The organism is Oceanicella sp. SM1341 (genome assembly GCF_003448965.1).
Classification (GTDB): Bacteria; Pseudomonadota; Alphaproteobacteria; order Rhodobacterales; family Rhodobacteraceae; genus Paroceanicella.
Genome location: NZ_QRGC01000021.1, coordinates 1 through 24368, shown reverse-complemented (window position 1 = coordinate 24368; position 24368 = coordinate 1). Strand labels below are relative to the sequence as shown.

General features: G+C 73.8%; 17 protein-coding genes. 1 reads left to right on the top strand and 16 read right to left on the bottom strand.

All coding sequences use genetic code 11. From position 1 onward, the window contains the following. Positions 1–38: 38 nt before the first annotated feature. Complete coding sequence (locus D3P35_RS17420) at positions 39–1058, bottom strand: 1-aminocyclopropane-1-carboxylate deaminase (RefSeq protein ID WP_118136122.1); 1020 nt, start codon at positions 1056–1058, stop codon at positions 39–41. Between the two features lie 142 nt (positions 1059–1200). Between D3P35_RS17420 and D3P35_RS17415 the strand changes: the two genes are divergently transcribed. Further along, a complete protein-coding gene (locus D3P35_RS17415) occupies positions 1201–1677 on the top strand; it encodes an Lrp/AsnC family transcriptional regulator (RefSeq protein WP_118136227.1) in 477 nt (158 codons plus the stop codon). Positions 1678–1682: 5 nt separating this feature from the next. On the opposite strand, the gene D3P35_RS17410 is transcribed toward D3P35_RS17415, so the two are convergent. The 15 genes from D3P35_RS17410 to D3P35_RS17340 form a co-directional block, all read right to left on the bottom strand. Continuing rightward, positions 1683–5342: a DUF4157 domain-containing protein gene (locus tag D3P35_RS17410; protein ID WP_118136120.1), complete on the bottom strand. Its 3660-nt coding sequence runs from the start codon at positions 5340–5342 to the stop codon at positions 1683–1685. A 5-nt stretch (positions 5343–5347) separates the two neighbouring features. Further along, a complete protein-coding gene (locus D3P35_RS17405) occupies positions 5348–6601 on the bottom strand; it encodes a PASTA domain-containing protein (protein WP_118136118.1) in 1254 nt (417 codons plus the stop codon). A 15-nt stretch (positions 6602–6616) separates the two neighbouring features. Further along, positions 6617–10327 carry a right-handed parallel beta-helix repeat-containing protein gene (locus D3P35_RS17400; protein ID WP_118136116.1) on the bottom strand — a complete coding sequence of 1237 codons (3711 nt, stop codon included), beginning with the start codon at positions 10325–10327 and terminating at the stop codon, positions 6617–6619. Positions 10328–10339: 12 nt separating this feature from the next. After that, positions 10340–12673: a hypothetical protein gene (locus D3P35_RS17395; protein ID WP_118136114.1), complete on the bottom strand. Its 2334-nt coding sequence runs from the start codon at positions 12671–12673 to the stop codon at positions 10340–10342. 1 nt (position 12674) lies between these two features. Continuing rightward, the gene (locus tag D3P35_RS17390) at positions 12675–14987 is read right to left on the bottom strand and encodes a baseplate J/gp47 family protein (protein WP_118136112.1); all 2313 of its coding nucleotides are present in this window, start codon (positions 14985–14987) and stop codon (positions 12675–12677) included. Further along, entirely contained in the window at positions 14987–17527 is a 2541-nt protein-coding gene (locus D3P35_RS17385; RefSeq protein WP_118136110.1) for a hypothetical protein, read from the bottom strand. The genes D3P35_RS17390 and D3P35_RS17385 overlap by 1 nt, the downstream gene beginning before the upstream one ends. Continuing rightward, on the bottom strand, positions 17527–17910 hold the full coding sequence (locus tag D3P35_RS17380; RefSeq protein ID WP_198670675.1) for a GPW/gp25 family protein: 384 nt from the start codon (positions 17908–17910) through the stop codon (positions 17527–17529). The genes D3P35_RS17385 and D3P35_RS17380 overlap by 1 nt, the downstream gene beginning before the upstream one ends. After that, positions 17907–18221 carry a hypothetical protein gene (locus D3P35_RS17375; protein ID WP_118136108.1) on the bottom strand — a complete coding sequence of 105 codons (315 nt, stop codon included), beginning with the start codon at positions 18219–18221 and terminating at the stop codon, positions 17907–17909. The genes D3P35_RS17380 and D3P35_RS17375 overlap by 4 nt, the downstream gene beginning before the upstream one ends. 17 nt (positions 18222–18238) lie before the next feature. After that, positions 18239–18766, bottom strand: a complete 528-nt coding sequence (locus D3P35_RS17370; RefSeq protein WP_118136106.1) for a phage baseplate assembly protein V — start codon at positions 18764–18766, stop codon at positions 18239–18241. 1 nt (position 18767) lies between these two features. Then, on the bottom strand, positions 18768–19934 hold the full coding sequence (locus D3P35_RS17365; protein ID WP_118136104.1) for a hypothetical protein: 1167 nt from the start codon (positions 19932–19934) through the stop codon (positions 18768–18770). A gap of 3 nt (positions 19935–19937) precedes the next feature. Beyond that, a complete protein-coding gene (locus D3P35_RS17360) occupies positions 19938–20219 on the bottom strand; it encodes a hypothetical protein (protein ID WP_118136102.1) in 282 nt (93 codons plus the stop codon). Between the two features lie 9 nt (positions 20220–20228). Then, positions 20229–20927, bottom strand: coding sequence for a hypothetical protein (locus D3P35_RS17355; RefSeq protein WP_118136100.1), 699 nt, complete (start codon positions 20925–20927; stop codon positions 20229–20231). Continuing rightward, positions 20917–22803 carry an ATP-binding protein gene (locus tag D3P35_RS17350; RefSeq protein WP_118136098.1) on the bottom strand — a complete coding sequence of 629 codons (1887 nt, stop codon included), beginning with the start codon at positions 22801–22803 and terminating at the stop codon, positions 20917–20919. Before D3P35_RS17350 ends, D3P35_RS17355 begins: the two co-directional genes overlap by 11 nt. Next, positions 22804–24171, bottom strand: a complete 1368-nt coding sequence (locus D3P35_RS17345) for a DUF4255 domain-containing protein (protein WP_118136096.1) — start codon at positions 24169–24171, stop codon at positions 22804–22806. 1 nt (position 24172) lies between these two features. After that, the coding region (locus tag D3P35_RS17340) for a hypothetical protein (RefSeq protein ID WP_198670674.1) at positions 24173–24368 on the bottom strand (196 nt) is incomplete at its 5' end.

The window sequence follows — 24368 nt, the reverse complement described above, 5'->3', positions numbered from 1 at the left end:
GGTGGTCCGGGCGGCGCGGGGGGTCAGGCGGCGGGCGCTCAGCCCTCCTTGTAGTAGTAGCTGTAGCCGTTGAGGGCCGGCGCGCCGCCGAGGTGAGCGTAGAGCACCTTCGAGCCCTCGGGGAAGAAGCCTTTGCGGGTGAGGTCGATCATGCCCTGCATCGACTTGCCCTCGTAGACCGGGTCGGTGATCATCGCCTCGGTGCGCGCGGCGAGGCGGATGGCCTCGTTCGTCTCCTCCGAGGGTACGCCGTAGGCGGGATAGGCGTAATCCTCGTTGATCACGATCTCGTCCTCGCGCACGGCGCGGCCGAGGCCCACCAGCTCGGCGGTGTTGTCGACGATGGAGCGCACCTGCGCCCGGGTCTGCTCAGGGGTGCCGGAGGCGTCGATGCCGATCACCCGGTCGGCGCGGTCCTGCGCGGCGAAGCCCACGATCATGCCGCCCTGGGTCGAGCCGGTGACCACGCAGACCACGATGTAGTCGAACTTGAAGCCCAGCTCGGCCTCCTGCTGGGCCACTTCCTCGGCAAAGCCGATGTAGCCGAGCGCGCCGTACTTGTGCACCGAGGCGCCGGCGGGGATGGCATAGGGCTTGCCGCCCGCGTCCTTCACCGATTGTATGGCGTTTTCCCAGCTCTGGCGGATGCCGATGTCGAACCCGTCCTCGACCAGCCGCGAATCCGCGCCCATCAGCCGGGTCATCAGGATGTTGCCGACACGGTCGTAGACCGCGTCGTAATGCGGCACCCATTTCTCCTGCACCACCACGCATTTCATGCCCAGCTTCGCAGCGGTGGCGGCCACCATGCGGGTGTGGTTCGACTGCACGCCGCCGATCGACACCAGCGTGTCGGCGCCTTCCTTCAGCGCGTCGGGCACGATGTACTCGAGCTTGCGCAGCTTGTTGCCGCCCATGGCGAGGCCGGAGTTGCAATCCTCGCGCTTGGCGTAGAATTCCACCTTGCCGCCGAGCGCCTCGGAGAGGCGCGGCAGGTGCTCGATGGGCGTCGGGCCGAAGGTGAGGGGGTAGCGGTCGAATTTCTCGAGCAGCGACATGGCGGGGTCTCCTGGTTTGCGTCCGGCCATGAGCCTAGCAAGCCCCGCATGGAAGGTGCTTCCTGATTTCAGCGCCACGCTGCTTGCATTCCCGGCATAATGCCGTCTCAATGCGCGGAGTCATCACCTACCGGGGTATATGATGGAAGATCCTTCCACGCATGATCTGGACCGAATCGATCTCGCCATCCTGCGCGCCCTGCAGGGGGATGGCCGGCTCAGCAATGCCGAGCTGGCGCAGCGGGTGAACGTGAGCCCGGCCACCTGCCACCGCCGCACCCAGCGGCTGTTCGAGAGCGGGGTGGTGAGCGGCGTGCATGCCCGCATCGACCCCGAGCCGGTGGGCCTCGGCGCGCTGGTGATGGTGGGCGCGGTGCTCGACCATTCCACGCCCGAGAGCTTCGCCGCCTTCGAGGCCGCGGCCATGCGCATGAAGGCGGTGCTGGAGTGCAACCTGGTGGCGGGAGACTTCGACTACCTGCTCAAGATCCGGGTGAGCGGCATGAAGGATTTCAACCGCCTGCACGGCCAGCAGCTCATCGCCCTGCCCGGCGTGCGCCAGATCCGCACCTTCTTCGTGATCCGCGAGGTGAAGGAGGCCGCGCCCCTGCCGTTCTGAACCCCTCAGACCAGCTCCTCGAAGGCGGATTTGAGCATGTCGCGCGCCGAGATGTCCGGCCGGGTGATCTCGATGTCCTCGAGCGAGAAATCGGTGCCGCCGGTCTCGCTCCAGCCCACGGGCACCTTGATGCCCATCTCCATCTCGGGGCCGAACTCGCCCAGCGTGCGCCGCCATGGCCCCCATGTCTTCGAGATGTCGGTCACCCAGAGATCCACCCCCGCGGTGACACTGGCATTCACGCCCACGCGGAACTTCGGCCGCGCCTTCGCCTCCACATCCGCCGCGACCGTGAGCCCGGCCTGCCGCGACCAGGCGACATCCACGCCCGCGGAGGCCTCGGCGTCGATGCCGAGCTCGCCGTCGAGCCCCACCCGCCCCTGCACGTAGGCCACCGCGGCGCGGGCCCGCAACCCACCGCCGATGTCGAGCGTGAGCCCGGCGCCGGCCGGCACCAGGAAGCGGGCCGAGCCGGTCACCGTCGCGTCTTCCGGCGCGTCGAGGTCCATCGCGGCGGTCACCTCGGTGTCGACGAGCTGGCCGGGGCCGATGAAGGCGTTGAAGCCCAGGTCGGCGTCGGCGAAGGCGAAGATGCCGAAGCCCACGCCGCCGAGCGACACGCCCCAGATCGGGAAATCCGGTGTCTCGACATGCAGGAGATCCTTCTCGAAGCGCCGCTCGGGGAACACCTCGAAGCTGGGCGGCAGGCCGATGCTGCCCTCGATGCGCAGGCTCGCATCCGGCCCCAGCGTGATGGCGGCCGCGCCGTGCAGCACCTCGCCGAAGGTGATCTCGGCCCGGCCCGCGCCCCAGACGGTGAAAGTGTCGAGCGCCGCGCCCTCCACCGGGTTGCCCTCCTCGTCGAGCGGCGCATTGGTGGCGGTGAAGGAGAGGGTGCCGCTGGCCGGGCCCTTCTCCACCGTGAGCGGACCGCCGGTGATGGTGACCCGCGCGCCGTCGACCAGCACGCCCACCCGGCCGGACACCCCGGCGATGCCGATCACCGCCTCGCCGCCGCCGCCGAAGCTCCACTCCCCCGTGCCGGGGTCCTGCCGGGCGAAGAGCGAGGCGGTGGCCGAGGTGACGCCCGGCACCGCCGCCACCGGCAGGGGGATGTTCTCGGCCCCCAGCGCGATCCCGGTCTCGGGCGCATAGCTCACGCTCACCTCGGTGCCCGAGAGCGCGCCGCCGAGCAGCAGGCTGCCGCTCACCGATATGCCCTCACGCGAGAAGGTGGCACTCACCCGCCCCGAGGCGACGCCGGGCAGCGCCCCCTCCTTTACCCCGGCCTCGAGCCCGAGGGTGAGCGTGTCGGCGCCGAAGTCGTAAGCGAAGCTCGCCTTCGCGGGGTCGAGGAAATCGAGGTCGAAGTCGAAATCCCCCGCGAGGATGGTGGTGCCGCGCTGCACCCGGGCGGTGAGCTGGCCGGAGCCGAGGGCGGCCACCTCCACGCCGGCACTGCCTTCGAGGAAGAAGCCCGCGTCCCCCACCCCGATCTGCAGCGCGGCCTCGGTGACCGTGACGGGGCCGAGGTTCAGCCGGTCGCTGGGGATGGGGAATTCCACGAAGATATCGGTGCCGCGGATGAAGAACGGCACTTCGAGCCCGGGGAACAGCAGCCTGGTGGCGGTGATGATGCCGTCGGCGAAGATCTCGCCCTCGGCACTGATGCCGGTTTGCAGGAATGTGACCGGGCTCATGCCCGTCGCCTCCTTCGGCACGGCGCGGATGCGGGCGTCAAGCGCGGCCTGGTCGATGTAGCCGGAGAAGCCGAGGCCGTCTGCCGCCAGCACCGGGATGCCGTTTTCGCCCGTGGCCGGCGTGGGGTTGAGCGGCGCGCCGTCGCGCAGGCGGAACACCTCGCCCTCCAGCCTGCGGATATAGGGCGGCTCCAGCGGGTCACTGTCGGTTACCGTCGCGCCCTGGAAGCCGAAGCCGCGGAAGCCCGCGCGCCCGCCCCCCTCCGGCTCCACCCCCTGGGCGGTCACCTTGAAGCGCTGGCGGAAACCGCCGCCGGGCTTGGCGAACACGCTCACGACCTTGGGGCGCACCGGGCGGCCGGCCTCGTCGGTGCGCACAACGAGGCCTTCGGCGATCACCTCGTCCATGGTGAGCGCCTTGAGCAGCGACAGGTGCGCGCCGGCGGTGATCTGGGCGCGGGTCCAGTACACGCCGGGGTCGCCGCTCACGCTGAGGGCGCCGAGGGCGCGGAACTCCACGTCCCAGGGCGCGCGCATGTCCTTGATGGCGGAGTAACTGGTGGCGAGACCTGCGTTCGGGCCGGTGAAGAAGTTGCGCTCGCGCGCCGCGTCCAGCACGCCGTTGATCTCGCGCTCCATGTAGCTGTTGAGCTTCGAGCCCTCCGAGCGGTTGGCCGAGCGGTCGAACACCCAGAAATTCTCCCAGCCGTCGAGCCCGCCGAGCAGCAGCGGCAGGATGTGGTCCACGTCGAAGGCGTGGTAATTGCCCGCGCTGTCGTAGTCGGGGAGCTTGATCAGCTCGTGGTCGGCAAGCTCGGCCTCGGTGCCGACGATGAGCGAGGCCGCGTCGCGGGTGCGGCCGCGCTTGCGGCGCAGGTAGTAGCGGCGCGGGCCATCCTCGCCCGCGGTCACGTCGGCGGCGTTCTCCCAGCCCTCCACCGCGCCGAAATGGCCCTGCAGCGCCGGTTCCACCTCCTGCTCGGCCACCTGCAGGAAGGCAGCGCGCAGGAAGGATTGCCGCGCGGTGGTCGAGCCGCGGGGGTTCTTGCCGCGCCAGATGAAGGGCGCGCTGCCCGGGAGCGGGTTGAAATCGGGGTCCGCGACGCCGGGGGCGAGGCTGTTGTCGGCCGTGCCCTTGAAGGCGCGCCCCACCCGCGGAACCTTCAGCAGGGGCAGCGAGATGCGGCCGCTCTCGCGCGCCGCGTCAAGCTCGATGCGCGCGCCGGCATTGCCGGGGCGGGCGAAGCTGGTGCCGGGGTCGGCCACCTCGGCCTCCTCCTCCTCGCCCTCGGTCGCGCGCTGCAGCGGCATGGTTTGCGCCGCGGTGCCGAGGCCCTTCTGCTGCTGGGTGTGCACCAGCTCATGCGCCAGCAGGTGGCGGCCGCCGCGGGTTTCGGGCCGGTAGCGGCCGGCGCCGAAGAACACGTGGTTTCCCACCGTGAAGGCCTGCGCCCCCACCGCCTTCGCCGCCCCGTGCGCCGTGGGCGTGTCATGCACCCGCACGGCAGAGAGCGGCCGGCCCAGCCCGGCTTCCATCGAATCGCGCAGCGCCGAAGGCAGGGCCGCGCCGCCGCCGGCGCGCATGCGGGCGATGGCGCCTTCGGCGGCGGCGGAGGCCACGGCGGGGCCATCGGCGCGGCGCTGCAGCTTCGTCTCCGGCGCCTCCTTCTCCTCCTCCGCCTCGGGGATCTTGCGGGTGCTCACCGCTGTCGAGGGCGGCGGAGAGGGAATGGGCGCGCGTTGCGCGCGGGGGGCCGGAACGGGGGTGATGACCGGGGGCGCGCCGCGCGGCGCGGTCTCGCCGGAAGCGAGGATGCGGTCCGCGATACGGTCCGCCTCGGCCTCGTGGCGATCATGCGCGGGGCCGATGGCGAGCCGGGCCTGCAGCAGGGGTGCCGCCCGGCGCGACGCGGGGGCGGCGCGCGCCGGCTGCGGGGGGGCCTGGGGCGGCGCGGTGCGGGCCATGGGCGTCAGCCCTGCTTCGGGAAGCGGGCCATCAGGTCGGCCACGATGCGCTGCACCAGCCGCGCCTCGCTGTCCCCGCCGAGCTTGAGGCTCTTGCCCACCGTGTCCGGCTTCGCGCGTGACAGTGCGTTCAGCTCCTTCACGCTGCCGATGCCACCATCGGTGAGGCGGCGGCGGAAGGTGGCCTCGCTCAGGCCGGTGTCGGGCGCGCGGGGGTCGGCGGCGAAGAGGAAGGAGAGGGTGGAGAGATCGGCCTTGTCCTCGCCCGCGGCCACGCGCAGCAGCACGCGGTCCTTGTCGCCCACCGGGCTGTCGGGCTCGGGGAACTGGCCCACCACACGGCCGGCGCGCTGCGGGTCGGAGACCATCTCCACCTCCCGCACGGTGAGGCCCATCTCCTCCACCTGCTTCACCGCGCTGCGCAACGCCTGGCCGCGCAGGTCGGGGAAACTGGCGCCCGCGGCGGCTCCGACCACCCAGGCCACGCTGCTGCCGGGGGTCACGAGGCTGCCCGCCGGGGGGGTCTGCTCCAGCACGCGGCCGGCCATGCGCAGCGCGGGCGCCTCGCCGCTGCGCGTGCCGGTGAGCCCGGCCTGCTTGAGCAGGGCGCGGGCCTCGGCCTCGGTGGCGCCGGTGAGCTTCGGCACGCTGACATGGCCGGGCCGGCTGTCGGGCCCCGGGCCCTTGGGCGGCGGCGGCATGGGCACGATGCCGTCGAGGCGGATCTCCACGTAGCAGGCCTCGCCCGGGCCCGGGGCGGGAATGTCCTTGCGGTCGAGCAGATGCGCGCCCGAGGGGCTCGTGACCCGCAGCAGGATCGCGTCGAGCGGGGCATGGGGCAGCTCGAAGCCGCCGCGCGTGTCGGATTGCGCGCGGGCCACCTCCGCACCGTCGCCGCGGTGGAGGGTGAGCAGGATGCCCTTCACGCCGCGCTTGGCTTCGGTCACCCGGCCGCGCAGCATCGCCTCGTTCGGGCTCACCGGCGCGGGCACCATGCCCTCGCGCTCGCGCTCGGAGCCGATCTCGCCGAGCTGGCGCTCATGGGCGAGGAGCAGCCCGCCCAGCTCCGCCGCGCGCGCCGCCTTGCCGCGGCGCAGGGCCCGGTCGCGCTCGCGCGTGAGCTGGGCGGTGCGCGCCCGGCCGAGGGCGAGCGCGCCGCCAAGTGCCGCCACCCGCGCCTGCACGCCCACCTCGCGCAGGCCCGCGGCGGCGATGGTCTCGGTTTCGGTGAAGATGTGGTAGCTGCCCTTGCGCATCATGTCCTCCCCGGCCGCTCAGGCGCGCCGCATGGTCGTGGTGTAGCTCATCCGCCCCCAGCTCGACCGGCCGGGATAGGCCGTGTGCCCGCCGCCGGGGATGGAGACGAAATCGTTGGTGATGGTGATGTCGCCCTGCCCGTCGCCGCCGCCGATATCGTCGAGATAGTCGAGCAGCAGCGGGCAGAAGCGGTTGTCGCCGAGCGCGAACTGGTCGATGAGCGAGAGGTTGGCCGCCGCCACCCGGTTGAGCGTGCTCGGGGTGCCGAGCGTGGTGATGGCAAAGCAATGCGTGCCCTGGTTCATCGCGGTGGTGTTGAGCAGCAGGCCGTGGGTGTAGCCGGAGAACAGGGTGCGGCCGAGCTGCTCCTGCAGCCGGTTGCCCAGCATGCGCACCGAGGCGCCGAGGGCGAAGGCGTTGGTCAGCACCATGTCGAAGCCGGTCTCGCATTCGAGCTGGTTGTTGGACACCGACACGTCGTCGAGGCTCGCCACCAGCACGGAGGAGACGCTGCTCGCCGCCTCCAGCCCGTGCGGGCGGAAGCTCACCTGGTTTGCGTCGAACATGGTCTCGCCGCCCACCGCGAGGGGGCTCTGCTCCTGCGGGCCGTCGTCGAGGCCGCCGGTGAGTTCCTCGAGGAAGGCGAGGTTGAAGATCGACACCGCGTTGCCGCCGAGGGCGGCGATGAAGAGCTCGGTGAGGGCGAGGCTGTCCTCCGCGAAGTCGCGCCGCACCACGGGGTCGAGCGCGATGAGAGCCGCGATCACGCCGAGAAGCCCGCTCATCGAGGCGTCGAGGCTGAGGCGGAAGCCCAGCAGCGCGAGCTCGGGCGCCGAGGTGCCCGCCCCCACCAGCCGGTTGTCGCACACCCGCACCGGGCCGAGGGCGACGAGCTTCAGCGCCGGGCCGTGGCCGCTGTCGACGAAATTGCCCGACATCTCGAGGGCGGCCATGCGCGGCGGGGCGGCGGCGGCGTCCGCGTCGGTGTCCTCGCCCGCGTAGGTGACGCACCAGCCGATGTTCACCCCGCCGCGCCGCCCGGGGTCGAGCACCGTGCCGCGGGCGGCCCGCGCGCCGTTGTCGTGGATGCGGTTGTCGCGGATCACCGCGCCCGAGGCCAGCAGCAGGAAGATGCCGCAGTTCGGCGCGGCCAGGTCTGTCGCGTTGGCATGGATGCGGTTGCCCGCGATCTCGATCAGCTCGCAGGCCGCGAGCGCGATGCCGCCGTGGCCCATGAAGTAGCGCAGCGCCAGCGGCGGCGTGTCGAGGTCGGTGCGCAGGCAGCGGGTGATCTCGTTGTCGCGGATGCGGGCGCGCGCGACGGTGATGAAGTCGGGCGCCGTCTCGAGGTCGAAGAAATGCGCCACCGAGATGCCGCTCAGCCCCATGTCGGCGATGAGGTTTCCGGCAATGTCGATGTCGCGGATCTCGCCGCCCGAGACCGGGTCGAGCCGCTCGGGGATGTCGATGGTGAGGCGCGGCGGGATCGGGTACCAGCCCGGCACGAGGCAGCCCGCGGGGGTGACGGTGAAGCCGCCGCCGAAGGTCCAGACCCCGGTGAAGCCGCCGTCCTGCGCCACCCATTCGATATGGCCGAGCGTGATGCCGTGGCCCTTGCCGCCGGTGATGCGGTTTTCGCGCAAGGCCACGTGGGTGGAGGTGCCGCCGATGGTGATGCCGCCCAGCGGCCGGCGCTCGGCCGGGATGGCGAGGTCCACCGTCACCTCGCAGCGCTCCACCGTGAGCCCGTCGCCCAGGGCGAAGACCGCGGGGTCGGTGCCCGCCGCGGTGTCTTCCGTGCGCGCGGCGGTGAGCTCGCGCTGGGTGATGCGGCAGTGCTCGAGCGTGAGCCCGTCGCAGCCGTTGAGCCAGAGCACCGAGGCGTCGCGGCCGCGCAGGGCGAGGTTGCGCAAGGTCACGTCGGTGCAGCGCGCCTCCTCCGCGCTCTCGCCCTCGCGCGCGCCGATCAGCACCGCGTCGCCCGCCTCGGCCTCCATCTCGAAATCGCTCAGGGTGATGCGCGCGCAGCCGGTGAGGCGCAGGGCGGCGGGGAAGTCGTCCTGGCTCTCGTCGGCCAGCCACAGGGTCTCGGGCCCGCAGCCGGAGATGCGGATGTCGCTGCGCCCCGTGATCTCCACGCTCGCGGTGTGCCGGCCGCGCAGCAGGCAGATCTTGCCGCCCGAGGCCGGCAGGCGGGCCAGCGCCTCGGCGATGGAGTTCACGTCGCCGTGGCTGCGCATGCCGTCGCCCACGGTCACCTCGCAGCAGGTGGGCTGCATGCACAGCTTGCGGAAGCGCTCGCGGCAGTCGGAAACGGTGGCCTGCACGGCCCCGCCCGCCACCGCGGTCCAGCTGATGATGCCGAGGGCGGCGAGGTGGCGCAGCGGGCCCATGGGGGGTGCGGGCGGCGGGGTTTCCGCGCCCGGCTCCAGCAGACGCCAGGGCGTCACCACGTCCGGCGCGTTCGGCCGGGCGGCGACCACCCAGAACTCCCCCGCCACGCCGAAGCTGCCGGGGGCGAGGGCGGGGGCGAAGCTCACCTCCAGCCCGGTGGTGCCGAGGGCGATGGGCCCCGGCGTGATGAGATGGTCCGGCGCGCCGGCCTCGCCCGAGCCGCCGCTCCAGACGCGGAGGTAGAAATACGTCGCCATGTCCGGGTCATCGAGCGGGTTTTCGCTGCCCGCGCCCGCGCCGGTGAACCAGTCGGTCCAGCCGGGGTCGAGCACGTGGTCGATGAGCAGCGTGCCCTCCTCGGGCGAATAGTCGGTGGCGACGGTGGCGAGGGTGCCGATGGGCTCGGCCAGTTTCTCGCCGTCGGGCAGGCGCGTGGTCCAGCGCATCAGCTCCACCGCCTGGCCGGCGAGCGGCTGGCTCACCGCGTCGCGCGGGCGGGTGAGGAAGGTGACCCGGGTCTGCGCCGGGGTGCCCGGCGGGGCGTCGGCCGGCGGGTCGACGGGCGCGAGCTGCACGCGGTAGAGGGGGGCTGCATTGTCCCGCCCCCAGATGAAGCGGTCCGGCGCGGTGAGCTGCACGCGGAAGCTCTCGTTCTCGGCACCGAGGTAGCCGCCCTGGGTCTGCGGCGCGCAGAGGTTTTCCTCCAGACCCTCGTCGGTGAACCCCACCGTGAGCCCCGCGCCGGAGACAAGCGCGCCGGTCACCGGGTCGGTCTGCAGCGCGCCGCGCACATCCGCCAGCGCCTGTGCGCAGGTGTCGGCACTGCCGGGCACGAGATGCACGCGGGCAAGCCGCCTGCGCCGGCCCGCGCCATCGGCGCCCGAGCCGAGGGCGCGCTCGAAGAGCTCCGCGTCCTCCGTGGCCGAGACATCCTGCTCCCAGCCCTCGAGATAGACGAAATCGCTCCGCGTGCCGCCCTGCGGCGGGGCGGGCAGCGGCGCGAGGTCGAGGGGCAGCTGCAGCCAGTCCGGCTGGGCGAGGAAGCGCGCGGGCGCCAGCATGTCGTAGCGCAGGCCGCCGATGTAGTAGGTGCCGCGGGCGATGTCGAAGTCGATGGCGCCGTCCGTCACCCGCGGGGCGGAGACGCGGAAGCCGTCATCGGGGGTGCCGGAGGCGCAGATCACGTCGCGGATGGCGCGGCGCAGCTCCTCGGCGGCGATGTCGGCACCCTCGTTCATCTCCGAGTCGAGCGGGATGCGTCCCTGTTGCCAGCGCATGCCGGTGAAGTTCTTCGGGCGCTGGAACGAGTCTCTGGACAGGTCGAGGGACAGCATGGCCGCTCTCCTTTACGTCTCGAAAATGAGCTGGGGGATCACGCTCACCGGGCTGAATTCGGCGAGCTTGCGGATCAGGTCGTCGCGTTTCACCGCGTCGATGGCATCGTGGAACACGCCCATCTCGGAGGTGCTCTCCGCGCCGCGGCGCAGGGCCTCGGGCGCGGTGGCGGAGAGCTGGGCGAAGCCCGCGTCGCCGAAGCGGCGCGAGACGAACAGGTGGTCGGGCATCGCACCCGGGAAGGCCAGGCAGCGGTAGGCGTTGGGGATGCCGGCGGTGGCGGTCTCCACGGCGGCGGAGTAGCGCACGCAGCTGCCCTGCGCGTCCTGTGCGCCGAGCGTGCCCTGCACGATGCTGTCCTCCACCATCAGCCGCGCCGCCGAGACCGCGCCGAGCACCGTGCTGCGCGCGAGACTCAGGGCGGCGTAGCGGGTGCGGATCGCCACGCCGTCCGCGCCCCCCACCAGCACGCTGTCGGAGATGCAGATCTCCCTCGCCGCACAGGGCGAGCCCGCGAGCAGGCTCTCCTCCAGCGGCCCGAGGATGCTGCTTTCGATCACCAGCCGCCCCACCGCGCCTTCCACCAGCAGGGTGACGGCGGGGATGACCTCGGTGAGGCCCGGGGCGATGCGGGCGCGCGCGCCGCCGGGGTCGAGCGTCATGTGGCGCAGGGTGACGGTGTCGAAGCTGCCCGAGAGCACGAGCGCGCAGCCCACGGGCGGCGCGGGGTCGGCCACGGGCCCGTGGCCGTCGGGGAAGAGACCCAGCCAGAGGCCGTCGAGGGTGAGGGCGCCGCCCTGTCCCTCGATCTCCCAGCGGCTCGTGCCCGGCTCCAGCGGCAGGCGCAGGTAGGGCCGCTCGCCGTTGGCCGCCTGCAGCGTGAGATCGCCGGTGAGGGTGAGGCCGGGGGCGGCGAGGTGCACATGCGTGCGGCTGTCGTTCACCTGGTACGCCCCCTGCCCCGCCGGCGCGCCGGGCCCGGGCGCGCCGGGCAGGCGCAGGCCGGGCACCGGGCCGGGGTCATTGTCGGCAGGCGCGGGGTCGGGCAAGGGCGTGAGGCCCTCGCGCGCGAGGCCCGCGCCGCGCTCATGCGTGCCGGCGCCGAGCGGGGCGAACAGGCCGTAGTGATGGCGCGTGAGGTGCAGCGCCGCCTCCGCGCCCGGCGCCTCGGCAAGCCAGATGCGGCCGCGGGCGGGGTCGACCACGGCGCGCACCCAGGGCCAGGGCGCGGGGTCGAGGCTCTCCCAGGCCGAGAGGTCGCCGCCCATCAGGTCCGGCCTCGGCAGGGTGTCCTCGGGGTCGGTGCCGATGGCAAGCGCCAGCGCGTCGGGCAGGAGCTGGGCGCGGGCGGAGGCCTCGAGCAGCGCGTGTTCGAGCAGCCCCCGGCCCTCGGCGGCGGTGAGGGGCGCGCCGTTGATGTGCTCGGCCCGCGCCACCAGCGCCGCGGCGCCGTGGAAGGTCTCGCCCGCCACCGCGAGCAGGCCCGCGCCGATGGAGGCGGCGGCGGCCTCCGGGCCCGGGCGGTAACCTGCCTCGTTGATGAGCCCGCAGGAGATCGGCCCGCGCAGCTCCCATTCCGCCCCCTGCCGGCAACCCCCGGTGAGCGGGCGGCCGGGGCGGAACAGGGCGATGTCGCGGCCCGAGGGGTCGGCGGTGTAGTGCCGGTCGTCGAGCCGGTGCGGCGTGCCGCGCAGCACCCGGAAGGCGAACTGGCGGTAGATGTGCAGGTTCACCTTGGCGATGCCGTAGCGCCCCTTTTCGCCGCGCAGGCGGCGGACATCGGGGAAACGGGCAAACTCGTCCCACGCCGTGCCGGCAAGCTCGGCCGGGCGACCGCGGCCGATGCGGGGAAGCCCGTGCTGCGGGCTGCCGGTGCTGGGCCCCTCGGGCGCCGGGCAGTCGAGCCCGTGCGGCAGGCGGAACAGGCGCTTCCAGCCCTCGGAGGCGGCGGCGTCCCAGCCGGCGATGTCGTCGGCGAGCAGCGGCAGCAGGCGCAGCGTGCCGCCCAACCTGCGGTAGCGGATGGTGTTGAGCACGTCGTTGCGCCGCCCCGCGCCGTTGAGCTCGGAGACGAGGCGGGTGGCGAGCAGCGCGCCGATGTAGGGCAGCGCCCAGTCATCGCAATCGGTCACCTGCGCGTCGGCCCGCAGCCGCTCGATGCTGCGCCGCTCGGCCGCCGCCTGGCCCGCCAGCACCTCCACCAGCGCGCGCAGGGCCCCGGGGGTGCGGCTGCGGGCGTCCTCGTCGCGGTAGAGGCCGGGGACAAGCGCCCAGATCTTCTCGGCGTAGAAGGCCTCGAAACCGTCGTCGGCGGGGGTGGTGTCGGGGAGGGTGTGGAGGGTCATCTCAGCTCACCGTCACGCTGTGGAACCGCGGGTAATGCCCGGCCTGCACGCGCAGCGCCCAGGCGAGCTCGGCACCGTCGAGGCGCAGCGCGGTCACCGCCTCCACCCCCGGCACGCCCTGTGCGGCGGCGATCAGGCGCGAGCGGTAGAGCACGCCGCCCACCTCCACCCGCGCGGGCGAGAGCATGTCGAAGAGCGCATCGCGCACCGCGGCGCGCACGGTCGCCGCCTCGTGATCGGGGCGCACGGCGAGGCTGAGGGCGAGGGCATGCGCATCGGCCACCGCCGGCTGCACGCGCACCGGGGTATCGGGCGCGGCCTGCCCGGCGAGCCAGCGCTCGAGGGCCACGGTGTCGACCCCCGAGCCGTCCTCCGCGTCGCCGATCACCCGGATGGAGACGAGGGCGCGCTGGCGGCGCGGGTCCCAGGCCCAGCCGGCGGAGAGGTTCACCACCCCCGCGAAGCTGCGCGCCAGTGCGGCGAAATCCTGCACCGAGACCGCCCGGCCGAGGGTGAGCGCGGCCGCGGGGGCGTTGCGCTTCAGCTCCTCGGCCGTCTCCGCGTCGCGCCCGCCCTCGGCGGGGAGCGGGTTCACGACCCGCTCGAGCCCCCTGGGCGGCTTCACGATCTGGCGGATGCTGCCGGGGGGGGGCTTCGCGGCCCCCGCGCCGTGCTGGTAGGTGGCGGTGACATTGCCCTGCCCGGTCTCGGGCACGGCGCCGCGCCGGCCGTCGCCGAAGCGCACATGGGTGGCGCCGTCCTCCTCCGTCTCCAGCATGTACACCCGGTCGGCCGGGCCGGCGGCGTAGAGCGTGGGCACGCGGGCCCAGAGCACGCCGTTCACCCGCACCTCGAGCAGCGGGCGGATGCCGCCGGGGGCGCTGCCGTCTTCCACCCAGGAGAGCGGTTTCCTCTTCAGCCGGAAGCGGTTGAGAGCAGCACCCGCGTCGGCCGAGCCGATCACCTCGCCCGCCACCCGCTCGCCGCGCACGGCGCGCACGAGGTTGCCGCGCAGCCGGAAGGGCGCGCGCAGGGCGTCGGGGAAGGCGGCGATGCCGGTGCCGGGGGAGAAGCGCGCCTCGCCGGTCACCGGGTCGGTGGTGACCTGGCCGGAGACGAGCACGCCGCGCGGCGCCTCGCCCTGCAGCACGAAGGGGCCGGAGAGCGCCTGCCCCCCCGGGCGGGCCGGCATCTCCAGCGCCATGCCGGCGCCGAGATCGGGCTGGGAGAGCTGCGTGCGCGCAGGTGCGGCCGGCCGGCCGGCCCGCAGCGGGTTGAAATGCAGCCGCCAGCGCGCAGTGGCGCCGGGCACGGGCGCGAAGCCGGAGGGGAGCGCCACGGTGCTCGCAGGCGCGGTGATGTCCTGCGCGGGCACCTCCGGCTCGCTCAGCGCCGGCGTGCGGCCCACCACCACCGCCTTGGTGGAGACGCCGGCATCGGGGATGATGAACGGGTAGAGCGTGCCGCCCGTTTCCAGAACCGCGATCTGGCCGGGGCGCAGCTGCGGGTAGAGCCCGTCGAGCACCAGTGCGCCGCCCGAGACACCGTCGCCGAAGGCGGTGGGCCCGGCCTCAAGCCCCATCAGGCGCTGGCGGATGTCGGCCACGGCCCGGCCGGCGAGCGGGCCTGTGCCCTCCTCCAGCTCGGTCTCGCGGTAGCGCGCGCCGTCGGGGCCGGTGAGGGTGCGGGTGCCGACGATGCGGCCCGCATGCACCGCCTCGCTCCCCACGCGAAAGGCCACCACGCCGCTTTTCGGCAGGCCGGCATCCCCCGCCCCGGCCAGCAGCCGGCCGGGAAAGCTGCTGCCCGGCACCGGGCGCAGGGCCCAGCCGTTGCGCTCGGGGCGGATCTCCTGCGCCTCGGTGAGCGAGAACACCTGCGGCGGCTCGTCGCCGAAGGCCTCGGAGCGGAAGGCGGTGCCCACCGGCAGCGGCAGCGCGCCCGTGCCCCCCGCCTCGGCCGCCAGCCACACCCGCGCGCTCAGCGCCGGGCGCGGTTGGTAGCCCAGCAGGCGCACCAGCCGCTCCGCGCTCAGCCGGCGCTGCGCGGTGGGCAGGTAGAATTCCCCGGTGATGCGCGCGTCGTAGAAGCGGGTGATGTCGAGCACATAGGCCCACATCTCCAGCAGCATCACGCCCAGATCCTGCTCCGCCTCCGCCGACCAGCCCGAGAGCGCGGGGCGCCCGGCGATGTCCTCGAGCATGGCGCGGCGGAACTCGGGGAAGCCCGTGGCGGGCAGCGGCAGGTCGGTGAGCCCGGCGGGGATCTCCGGGCAGGTGTCGGGCGGGTGGGCGTCGCAGGGACAGGTGGGCATCATCCGCCTCCGTGTACGCTGACCTCGAGATGGCCGCGCTCCGGGTGGGCGGGGTCGTTCGAGAGTTGCAGGATCTGGTGGGGGGCCACGGGAAGCACCGCCTCGAGCTCGCGGAACCCATGCAGGCCGCGGCGGCGGACCTGCACCGATTCCACCGCCCGCACCCCCTCCACCGCATGCACCCGGGCGATGAGGCGCGAGCGCAGGAGATCGTCACCGAAGCTGAGCCGGTCGGGGTGGAAGAAGGCGGATGCGTCGCGGAAATCAGCGAGCGCGCGGGTGATGCGCCGCACCAGCCGGCTGTTGGAGGCCTCGGGCGCGGCGCAGACCTCGATGCGGATGTCCAGCGCCAGGTAGTGCGCGTCGCGCAGGCACACCTGCCGGCCGGCCTGGCGGATGCAGTCGATCTCCGCCTCCACGCTCGCGCGCAGGGCGGGCGAGAGGGTTTGTGCGCCCACGGGGTCGACCGAGACGAAATCCGTGGTCCAGCTGCCGGTGAAGCGCGGGGTGGCGCGGGCGGCCTGCAGGTCGGGCCTGCGGCCGAGGATCTCGCGGTAATCCTCCGGGCGCACGGCGCGCAGCAGCACGGCGCGCCAGGCCTCGGGGGCGTTGGCGCGGATGCTCTCCACGCTCTCGGGCGCGCGGGCGGAGGTGACCGGGAACGGGTTCGTGACCGCCGTCACGCCCGGCAGCGTGGGCGTGCCGTCGCCGCCGGGCCGGGCGGTGCGGGTGATGGTGTCGGCCGGCAGGTTCGCCGCGAGGCCGGGGGCCGAGAGGTATATCGCGCGGAACACCGTGCCGTCCGCCGGGGCAATGCCGAAATCGCGGTCGCCGAAGCGCAGGGAGAAGCCGGCGTCGCCCGCGTAGTCGCGGTGCACCACGTCGCCCGCCGGGCGGCGGAAGCGCAGCACCTCGCGCCAGAGCCCGGCCTCCACCGTGAAGGCGCGGTCCTCGGCGTCGGCGTCGGTGATGCGGGGCGTGAAGTCCCAGAGCTCGGAGGCGGGGTCGGGCGCGAAATCCACCACCTGCGGCAGCGAGAGATCGGGGGTGATCTCCAGCAGGGTGAGCACCGGCGCCTGCCCGCGCCAAGAGAGGCCGGCGACCGGGCTTTCCAGCAGCCCGTAGCGCAGCACCCGGCCGCGCTGCCCGCCCGAGCAGGCGCCCTGCCGCTCGGTGGCGCGTGGCAGAGCGGTGAGGGCGCGCATCTGGCCCGCGTCGGCCCCGGCGAAGCGCTGTGCGAGCGCGCTGTCCGGGCCGATGCGGAAGGTCTCCTCCACCGTCTCGCCCGCCTCGGCCTCCACCGCGTTGAGATACACGGCGGCGAAGGCCACCGGCACCTGGAAGGGCAAGGGCTCGGCCCAGGCGATGCGGGTGAGCGGGGCGGACGCGGGGTCGAGCGGGTCGGTCCAGCCCTCGACCTCGGTGATGGTGAGGGCATGGGCGCGGTCCGGCTCCTCCGGCCGGCCGAGGCCGGAGCGCAGCACCGCGCGGCGGCCGAGCCAGATGTCGGCGGGATCGGCGAAGACCACCTCGGGGGGGAGCTGGCCCGCCACGGGCGGCGCGATGCTCAGCCAGGCTTCGGTGGCACCGGCGGGCAGGCAGGGCGTGCCGCTGTCGGGCTGGTAGAGCGGGGCCGCGTTCCACGCCGGGTGCAGGAACACCCGCTCGGCGAGGCGGAAGGGGATGGCGCCCACATCCTCGCGCGCGGCGAAGGCGAGATCGGGGGCGATGGCCTGGCGCGGGTCGCCCGGCTCGGACCAGCGCTCCGCCCCGGGGCCGAGGGTGAGGAGGAGCGGGGTGGTGGCGGCAGCCCCCCGGTCCGGCGCGTAGTCGACCAGGCGTGCGAGGTCGAGCACGCTCTGGGTCTGGCTCGCGGTGGCAAGCGTGGCCTCGAGGGCATAGGCGTCCTGCAGGTAGGCGAACTCGTCGCCGAGGGCGGCGAGGATCTCGAGCAGCATCATCGCCTGGTCGGCTTCCACCCGGTGCTCCCACTCGGGGAACTCGGCGGCGGCGAAATCGAGCAGCGCGCGGCGCAGGCTCGACCAGTCCCGCGCGAGATAGTCCACCGCCACGTCGCGCAGCGCCTCCGGGCTGCAGTGGCAGCAGCCCTTGCAGTCGAGCCCGGTGGGGCAGGCCTGCTTGAAGCTGAAGGTGGCGGCGGCGAAGAAGCGGTCGACACCCGGGTGGTCGAGGGCCACGCGGTAGAGGGTGAAATCGCCCGGCGCCTCCACCTCGATCTCCAGCACGGTGCGGGCGAGGCCGTCGACCGTGACGCTCAGCCAGTCGGCGCGCAGGATCTCCACCTCCGCGCCGCCGGCGGTGGAGGCGAGGGAGAGGGCGGAGAGATCGGCCGGGCCGAAGGCGGCCGCCTCGGGGATGGCCGGCAGGCCGGTGCCGGGGGTCTCCAGCCGGTCGGGGTCGATGATGAAGAACACCCGCAGCACGGTCTGCACCGTGTGGTCGAGCACCTGCACGAAGTCGATGCCGGTGAGGGCCGGGGGCGCTGGCTGCTGACACAGGAGGGCGCGACGGTCGGGCATCACAGGCTCAGCTCCACGTTGAGGAAGCGCCGCTCGCCCCGGGCGATCACGGTGTATTCCACCTCCACGTCGAGGCGGCTCTCGTTCACCCGCACCTCGATGCGCTCGGGGCGGATGAACTGCGACAGCCAGCGGGTGAGCGCCTGGAACACCAGCGTGCGCACGTAGGTGGCCGCCGCGGGGTTGAGCGGGGCGAAGAGCAGCCGGCGCAGCTCGCAGCCGAACTGCGGCCGGTTCACCCGCTCGCCGGGGTTGGTGAGCAGCACCTGGCGGATGAGCTGGCGGATGTATTCCTCGTAATCCGCCTCCTCGCGGATGCGCCCGCCCGCCACGTGGACCGCGAAGGGAAAGCGCATGGCGTTCTGCACCCGGAAGCCGCTCATAGCGCCCTCACCCGCGCAGAGGGGATCTGCACCCGGATCGGCCCGGTGGAGGGCGGCAGCGGCGCGGTGGCCGCGATGCCGATGCCCGCCGAGGCCTGGGTGACGAGGGGGATGCCCCCTGCCCGGCAGCGCGCGGCGCCGACGATCCATTGCCCGGTGGCGGTGGGGGCGCCGAACACCGGCACGTCCGTCAGCACGCCGAGGAAGCCGGTGTCGGAGCGCACGCGGCTGTTTCCGGGGATCTTCGAGCTCGCCGGGATGCCGAGCGCGTCGGAGACGCCGCCGGGAAGGCTGTCGACCGGGTTTGCCATCCGTGGTCCTCCTCTCCTCAGTTCACCGCGAAGGCGCCGTTCATCACGTCGAGCCCGGCGGGGGTGAGCACCAGCCGCGCACCGTTCGCCTCCAGCGTCACCTGCGGCGCCTCGAGCCGGATCTCGCCGGCGCCAAGCGTGAGGCGGGCGCCATCGGTGGTCTCCACCGTCACGGTGCCGGCGGCATCGTCGATGCGCACCGTGGCGGCGGGGGTGCGCAGGAACTTCACGGCCGGCCCCGCGTCCGGCGCGTCGATCTCGCCCGAGCCCCAGAAACAGCCGGTCCAGACGGGGAAGTTCGTGTCGCCGCCCTCGAACTCCACCCAGAGCTTGGCGCCCGCGGGGGGGAGGGCGAAGAAGCCCTCGCCCGGGCCCGCATAGGGCACGCAGGGCAGCGCCCAGACCGCCTGCGGGCCCATCACGTTGGGCACCAGCACCTCGAGCCGGCCGCGTTTCTCGGGGTCGGTGTTGTTCACTACCTCGCCGCGGTACTTGCCGAAGAACCGGTCCTGCAGGGCTGCGTAGAGATCCTCGTCGCGCGGCATGTCAGGCCTCCTCGCCGATCACGTTGGAGCGCAGGGTCATGTCCATCATGTGGTCGGCGGCGGTGATGACATGGGTGACGGTCTTCGCCTGGTAGGGGATGGAGAAGCGCGGGCCGGCGCCGCGCGCGTTCACCACCTGGTGGGTGCGGATCACCCGCCCCTTCAGCAGTTGCGCCGAGGTGGAGACGGTGGCCTCCACGAACCACGACGCCTCGCGCAGCGCGGCCGCGTCGCGGCGCGACTGGTCGGCGTCATCGCCCGGCCCGGAGGTGACGATGGTGCGGGTCACGCCGTCGAGCGCGTCGAGCGTGCGGCCCTCGGCCACGGTGGCGGGGTCGGCACTGGTGTCGGTGCGGCCGGTCTCGCCGCTCGCGGCGTCGATGGCCGCACCCACCGCGCGGTTCGGCCGCTCGCTCTCCACCCGGGCGCGGAACAGGTTCACGTTCGGGCAGTCATCCCCCGGCACGCTCACCCGCAGCGAGGGCGCGTCGGCGTCGAGCGGGGTGAGGGAGAATTCGCCGATGTCGAAGGGCGTGTCGGAGGGCACCTCGGGCGAGATGCGGAAATGCGCCGTCTCCTCGATGCCGTAGCCGGCACCCGGCGGCAGGGGCGGCGGCGGGCTCACCTTGTAGCTCAGCCAGAATTCCACCCCGTTCTCGCCGGCGATCTTGTCGAGCAGCGCGAGGTCGGTGCCGCGCTGGTTGAGCTGCTCGGCGGCGGTGTAGGTGCGGGTGGTGACATCGGCCACTTTCGGCTCGAAGCCGTAGCCCTGCAGGATGGAGGTGACGATCTGCGCCTCCTGCCCCTCCCAGGTGGCCTGCACGGTCTCGCGGTCCATCTCCACCTTGCGCGACTCGCCGTGCGCGGTGAGCGAGGAGCCCACGCCCCCCACCCGCGCCGTGCTCTCCACCCGGGTGATGCGGCCGCGCACCAGGCAGGCGAGCGCGTTGCCGTCGGGCACCAGCACCGAGACCATGGCGTTGGCCGCGATCTCGGGGCGGCCCTCCACCGCCGGGCGGTCGCCGCACAGGTCATCCTCGAAGCGCAGGGCGAACTTGGTGGGGCGCGAGAGCTCCTCCTCCACCCGCACCTCCGCGAGCCATTGCGCGAGGCTGTCCGGCAGGGGGAGGTTGTCGTCTCCCGTGGTGATGATGGCGCCGAAGCCCATGGCTCAGCCCTTCACCGGGATGCGGATCACCGGCGCCTCGGCCAGCACGTCGGCCGAGAGGACGCCGTTGTGGTGCACCAGCCACCAGTAGCCGGCAGGCTGGTCGAGGTAATGCGCCGCGAGATGGTCGAGCCGCTGGCCCTCGCGGCGCAGGTGCTCGCCGAGCTCGGGGCGCGCGGGGATCTCGGCCGGGGTGAGGGCCTGCACCTCGCGGCCCCGCCTGTCGCGCGCAGGGACCACCTTCGCGAAGCGGACGTAGCGGCTGTCGGGGTCGAACACGGACATGGCGCGCTCCTAAAGCGGCAGGGGGCCGGCGAGGCCGAGCACCGAGTTGGCGATATTGGCCAGCGCCAGCGCGTCCTCCTGCGTGCGGGTGAAGTTGTAGCAGGCGATGGCGGCGTCATTCGCCACGGTGTGGCGGCACTTGAAGACATCCGGGGTGAGCACGGTCATCTCCAGCGCCACGGTGGCGTGGATGGGGTAGAGCAGCGGGTTGAACTGTTTCTGCTCCACCGAGATGGAGGTGAGGCGCACCGGGGTGATCAGCCCCGGCCCGAGGATCAGCAGGGTGATGGGCACCGTGGGCCGGGTGGCGGCGGCGCCGGGGTTTCCCGCGAGCGCCTTCGCGGAGGCCACGAGATCGCCCAGCAGGCCCTCGCTGGGCTGGGTGAGCTTGCGCAGGGCCGAGATCTGCGGCAGCACGCCGAAGCCGGTGGCAAGCGGGTTGCCGGCCTCCATCCCGTCGGCGGCGTGGTAGTCGAGCGTGAAGCTGAAGGTCTCCTCCGGGGCATAGGGCTGCACGGTGGGGGCCTGGGCGCCGCGGTCGGCCTGGTCGACCTCGAACGGGTTCCAGGGCTGCAGGCTGCGGGTGACCGTCTCGGGGTTGTACTGGAAGGCGACGATGTTGGGCACCAGCCCCACGATATCCTCCAGCAGCTGCACGAAGGCGCCGGGGAAAAGCCGGGGCGAGCGGGGGTATCCGTCAGGCGACATCGGGTCTCTCCCTGTGCGTCACGGGCATGCGGGCATCGGCCAGCGTGGCGAGATCGGGCGGCAGGCCGCGCCCCTCCTTGCGCAGCTCGCGCGCCACCGCGCCGAGCAGGAGGCTCGCATCGAGCGGCGTGCCGGGCGCGGCCGCGTAGCGCGCGGTGAGCAGGGCCGCCTTGATCTGCGCGGGCGTGAGGGGGAAGCGCTCGGCGCAGGTGGCGAGCGCCTCCGCCGCCCCCGCGCGCTCGGCGGGCGTGAACAGCCGCTCCGCCAGCCCCTGCCACAGGCGCAGCCGCTCAGCCCGCTCGGGGCGGGGAAACTCGATCACGTGGCGGATGCGGCGCAGGAAGGCCTCGTCGATATGCCCGCGCCGGTTGGTGCCGAGGATCACGCAGCCCTCGTAGGCCTCCACCAGCTGCAGCAGGTGGCCGGTGTCGGCGTTGGCGTGGCGGTCCTGCGCGTCCTTCAGCTCGGTGCGGCGGGAGAACCAGGCGTCGGCCTCGTCGAAGAACAGCAGGCAGCCGAAGCGCCGGGCCTCGTCGAAGATGCGGCTGAGGTTCTTCGCGGTCTCGCCGATGTACTTGCTCAGCGTGCGCGAGACATCGACCACCAGCAGCGGCAGGCCCAGCTCGCGCGCCACGCATTCCGCCGCCATGGTCTTGCCCACGCCCGGCGGGCCGGTGAAGAGAGCCGAGGGCGAGGCGTCACGCGCAAACAGCCTCCGGAAGTCCGGGTCGGCCATCAGCGCGGCCTGCCGGCGCGCCTCGGCGGTGAAGCCGCGCAGGGCGGCGGCAAGGCTGTCGGACACCACGAGGTCCTCCCACCCCACCCGGGGGCTGAGCACGCGGCCCGCCCCGGCGAGCTCGAGATGCGCGCGCTCGCGCAGCGCTCCCTCCACCGCGCCCGGCACGGCGGCGAGCGGCGCCATGCCGCGCAGCTCGGCCAGCGGCGCGCGGGCGAGCGCCATCGGCAGCGCCTGCCCGGTGAGCGCGCGCCAGATGCCGGCCCGCGCGCCCGCGGTGAGGGCGGGCTGGCGCCGCTCGAGCACCAGCGCGCCATCTCGCGGGGCGGCGGCACGGTCCTCCAGCAGCAGGCATTGCAGCGGCGCGGCCTCGGGCAGCATGGGCCAGGCCGGCGGCACCCCGCGCCACACCGGCACCCGGCCGGTGAGCAGGGCGAAACGCTGCACGCGCAGCCACAGGTCGGGTGCCAGGCCCGCGCCCTCCACTTCCAGCGCGCCGTGGCCGAAGGCGGCGGTGACCGCGGCGGCGAATTCCGCCCGCCCGCTGCCCCGGGGCCCCACGAGCACCAGTCGCACCGGCCCGCCCTGCCCCGCGAGCGCGCGCAGGGCGGCGGCGGTCTCGGCCACCGGCCAGTCCGGCACCGGGCCCTGCTCCGCCGGCAGGCGGCACAGGCCGACGAGCCCGTCGTCGAGTGCGGCGCGGCCGTCCATCCAGTCTGCCACCGCCGCGTCGGCGCGGAAGGCGGGCGCGGCGCCGGCGGGATCGGGCAGCGGCTGCACCAGCTGCCAGCGCGCCAGCGCCCCGGCCGGGCGACAGATCGCGCCGGGGGCCAGGCCGTAAAGCGCGCGCGCCAGCGCCTCGGTGGGCTGCGGGCGCCAGGGGCGGCCCTGCAGCCCGGACACCCGCTCCTCCAGCGCCGGCTCCAGCGTGACCGCCACGCACAGGTCGAGCAGCGCGCGCTCCGCCGGGGTCAGCCCGAAGAGCCCGCAGAGCACGGCGCGCGGGCCATCGGGCAGGTCGAGCGGCGGCAGGGCGGCGCCGGGCCCGGCCTCGGCGAAGCGCTCGAGCCGGGCGGCCACGTCGCGCGTGATGCGGATGGCGTCGGTCTCGGGGCTCGGCTGGCGGGTTCCGTCGGGCATTCAGACCTCCACCCAGAAGGGTTGCGCTTCCACGCCGTTCACCGAGAGGCGCACCGGGTGGGCGCCGGGCTGCGCGGCGTCGAACAGCGGGCCGAAGCGCAGGGAGGCGGCGGTGAGCCGGAACAGCCCGCGGTCGGCCGGCGGCGCGGGCAGCGCGGGCACCGCGGCGTAGATCTCCCCCGAGACCGAGAGGGTGACGGAGGTGCCCGGCGCGAGCAGGTCGACCACCGGGTCGACGTTGAGGCGCAGCCGGCCGTTGCCGTCCGGCCCGGAAAAGCCGGTGATGTGCGGCGCGAGGCCGATCACGGCGGTGCCGGCATCGCTGCGCGCCTCCAGCCGGGCGGTGCCCTGCCCGCGCCAGCTGGTGACATCGAGGCCGATCTCGTGGCCGCCGGGGCGGATGGCGCGCACCGCAACGCCGCCGGCGCCGTCATCCACCCTCAGCTCGGCCTGGGGGACGAAGCTGATCTCGTTGGTCTCCAGCGCCAGGGCCCAGTCGGGGTTGAGCGCGGGGTCGATCACCTCCGCCGCGTCCCAGGAGAAGGCGCGGATGCGCACCGCCCGCGCATCGCCCGAGGTGAGGTTGTGCCCGCTCACCCGCACCCGGGGGCGGCCGGGCGTGGCCGGCGCGCGCAGGGTGGCGCGGGCGGGGGTGACCGCGATCTCGCGGGCGCCGAAGCCGGTCTGCGCCGGCATCTCGAAGGGCAGCACCGCGCGCGAGCCGGTGATGCGCGCCGCCGCCGATACCCGGGCGTAGATCCCCACGTCGAACACCGTGCCGCGCGCCGAGGCCGGCTGCTCGGGCTCCATCAGCACCGTGCGCACCTCGTAGAAGGCCGAAAGCCGGGCGGTGCGCTGGTCCTCCGCGGCCCAGAAATTCACCGCCTCCTCCGGCTCCATCGGGCGCAGCGACACCTCGATGCGGTTGCCGTCGCCGGCGAGCGCGGGCTCCATCACCGTGAGCGGGCCCTCCACCGGGTTCGGCGCCACTGCCAGCGTGTCGGAGATCACCGGGTGGTCGTGGAAGGTCTTGAGCGCCATGCCCATCACCCGCTGCTGGGTCTCGGCGTCGAACTGCTCGGACACGGTCATGTGCGGGGTGAGGATGTAGTAGAGGCGCAGGGCCATCGGCTGGCCGGCGATGGGCGGCACGGCACCGGCCAGGCCCACGGCGTTGCGGAAATGCGGGTCCTCACGGACGGCATAGAGGTGGAGGTTCAGCGTCGGCGTGCCGGCCTCCACCTGCTCGGGCGGCATGGTGGTGACCTGCAGCATGTCGGGCGGCACGCCGCCCAGCAGCCGGCGCACGTTGGCATGCAGCAGGTTGCGCAGCGTGAGGGTGACGAGCGAGAGGTCGAGCGTGGCCATCTCAGCGCCTCCTCTGCCCGAAGAGCGTATGGGCGCGGCGGCGCTCCGGCAGCTTGCCGATCTTCGACACCGCCTCGGCGGTGAGCGGCCCGCGCGGCGCCCGCGCTGCCGGCTCGGGCACCGGCACCTCGCGCACCACGCGCTCGATCACCCGGGTCTCCGCCGGCCCGGGCGCGGGCGGCGGGGCGGGCGGCAGC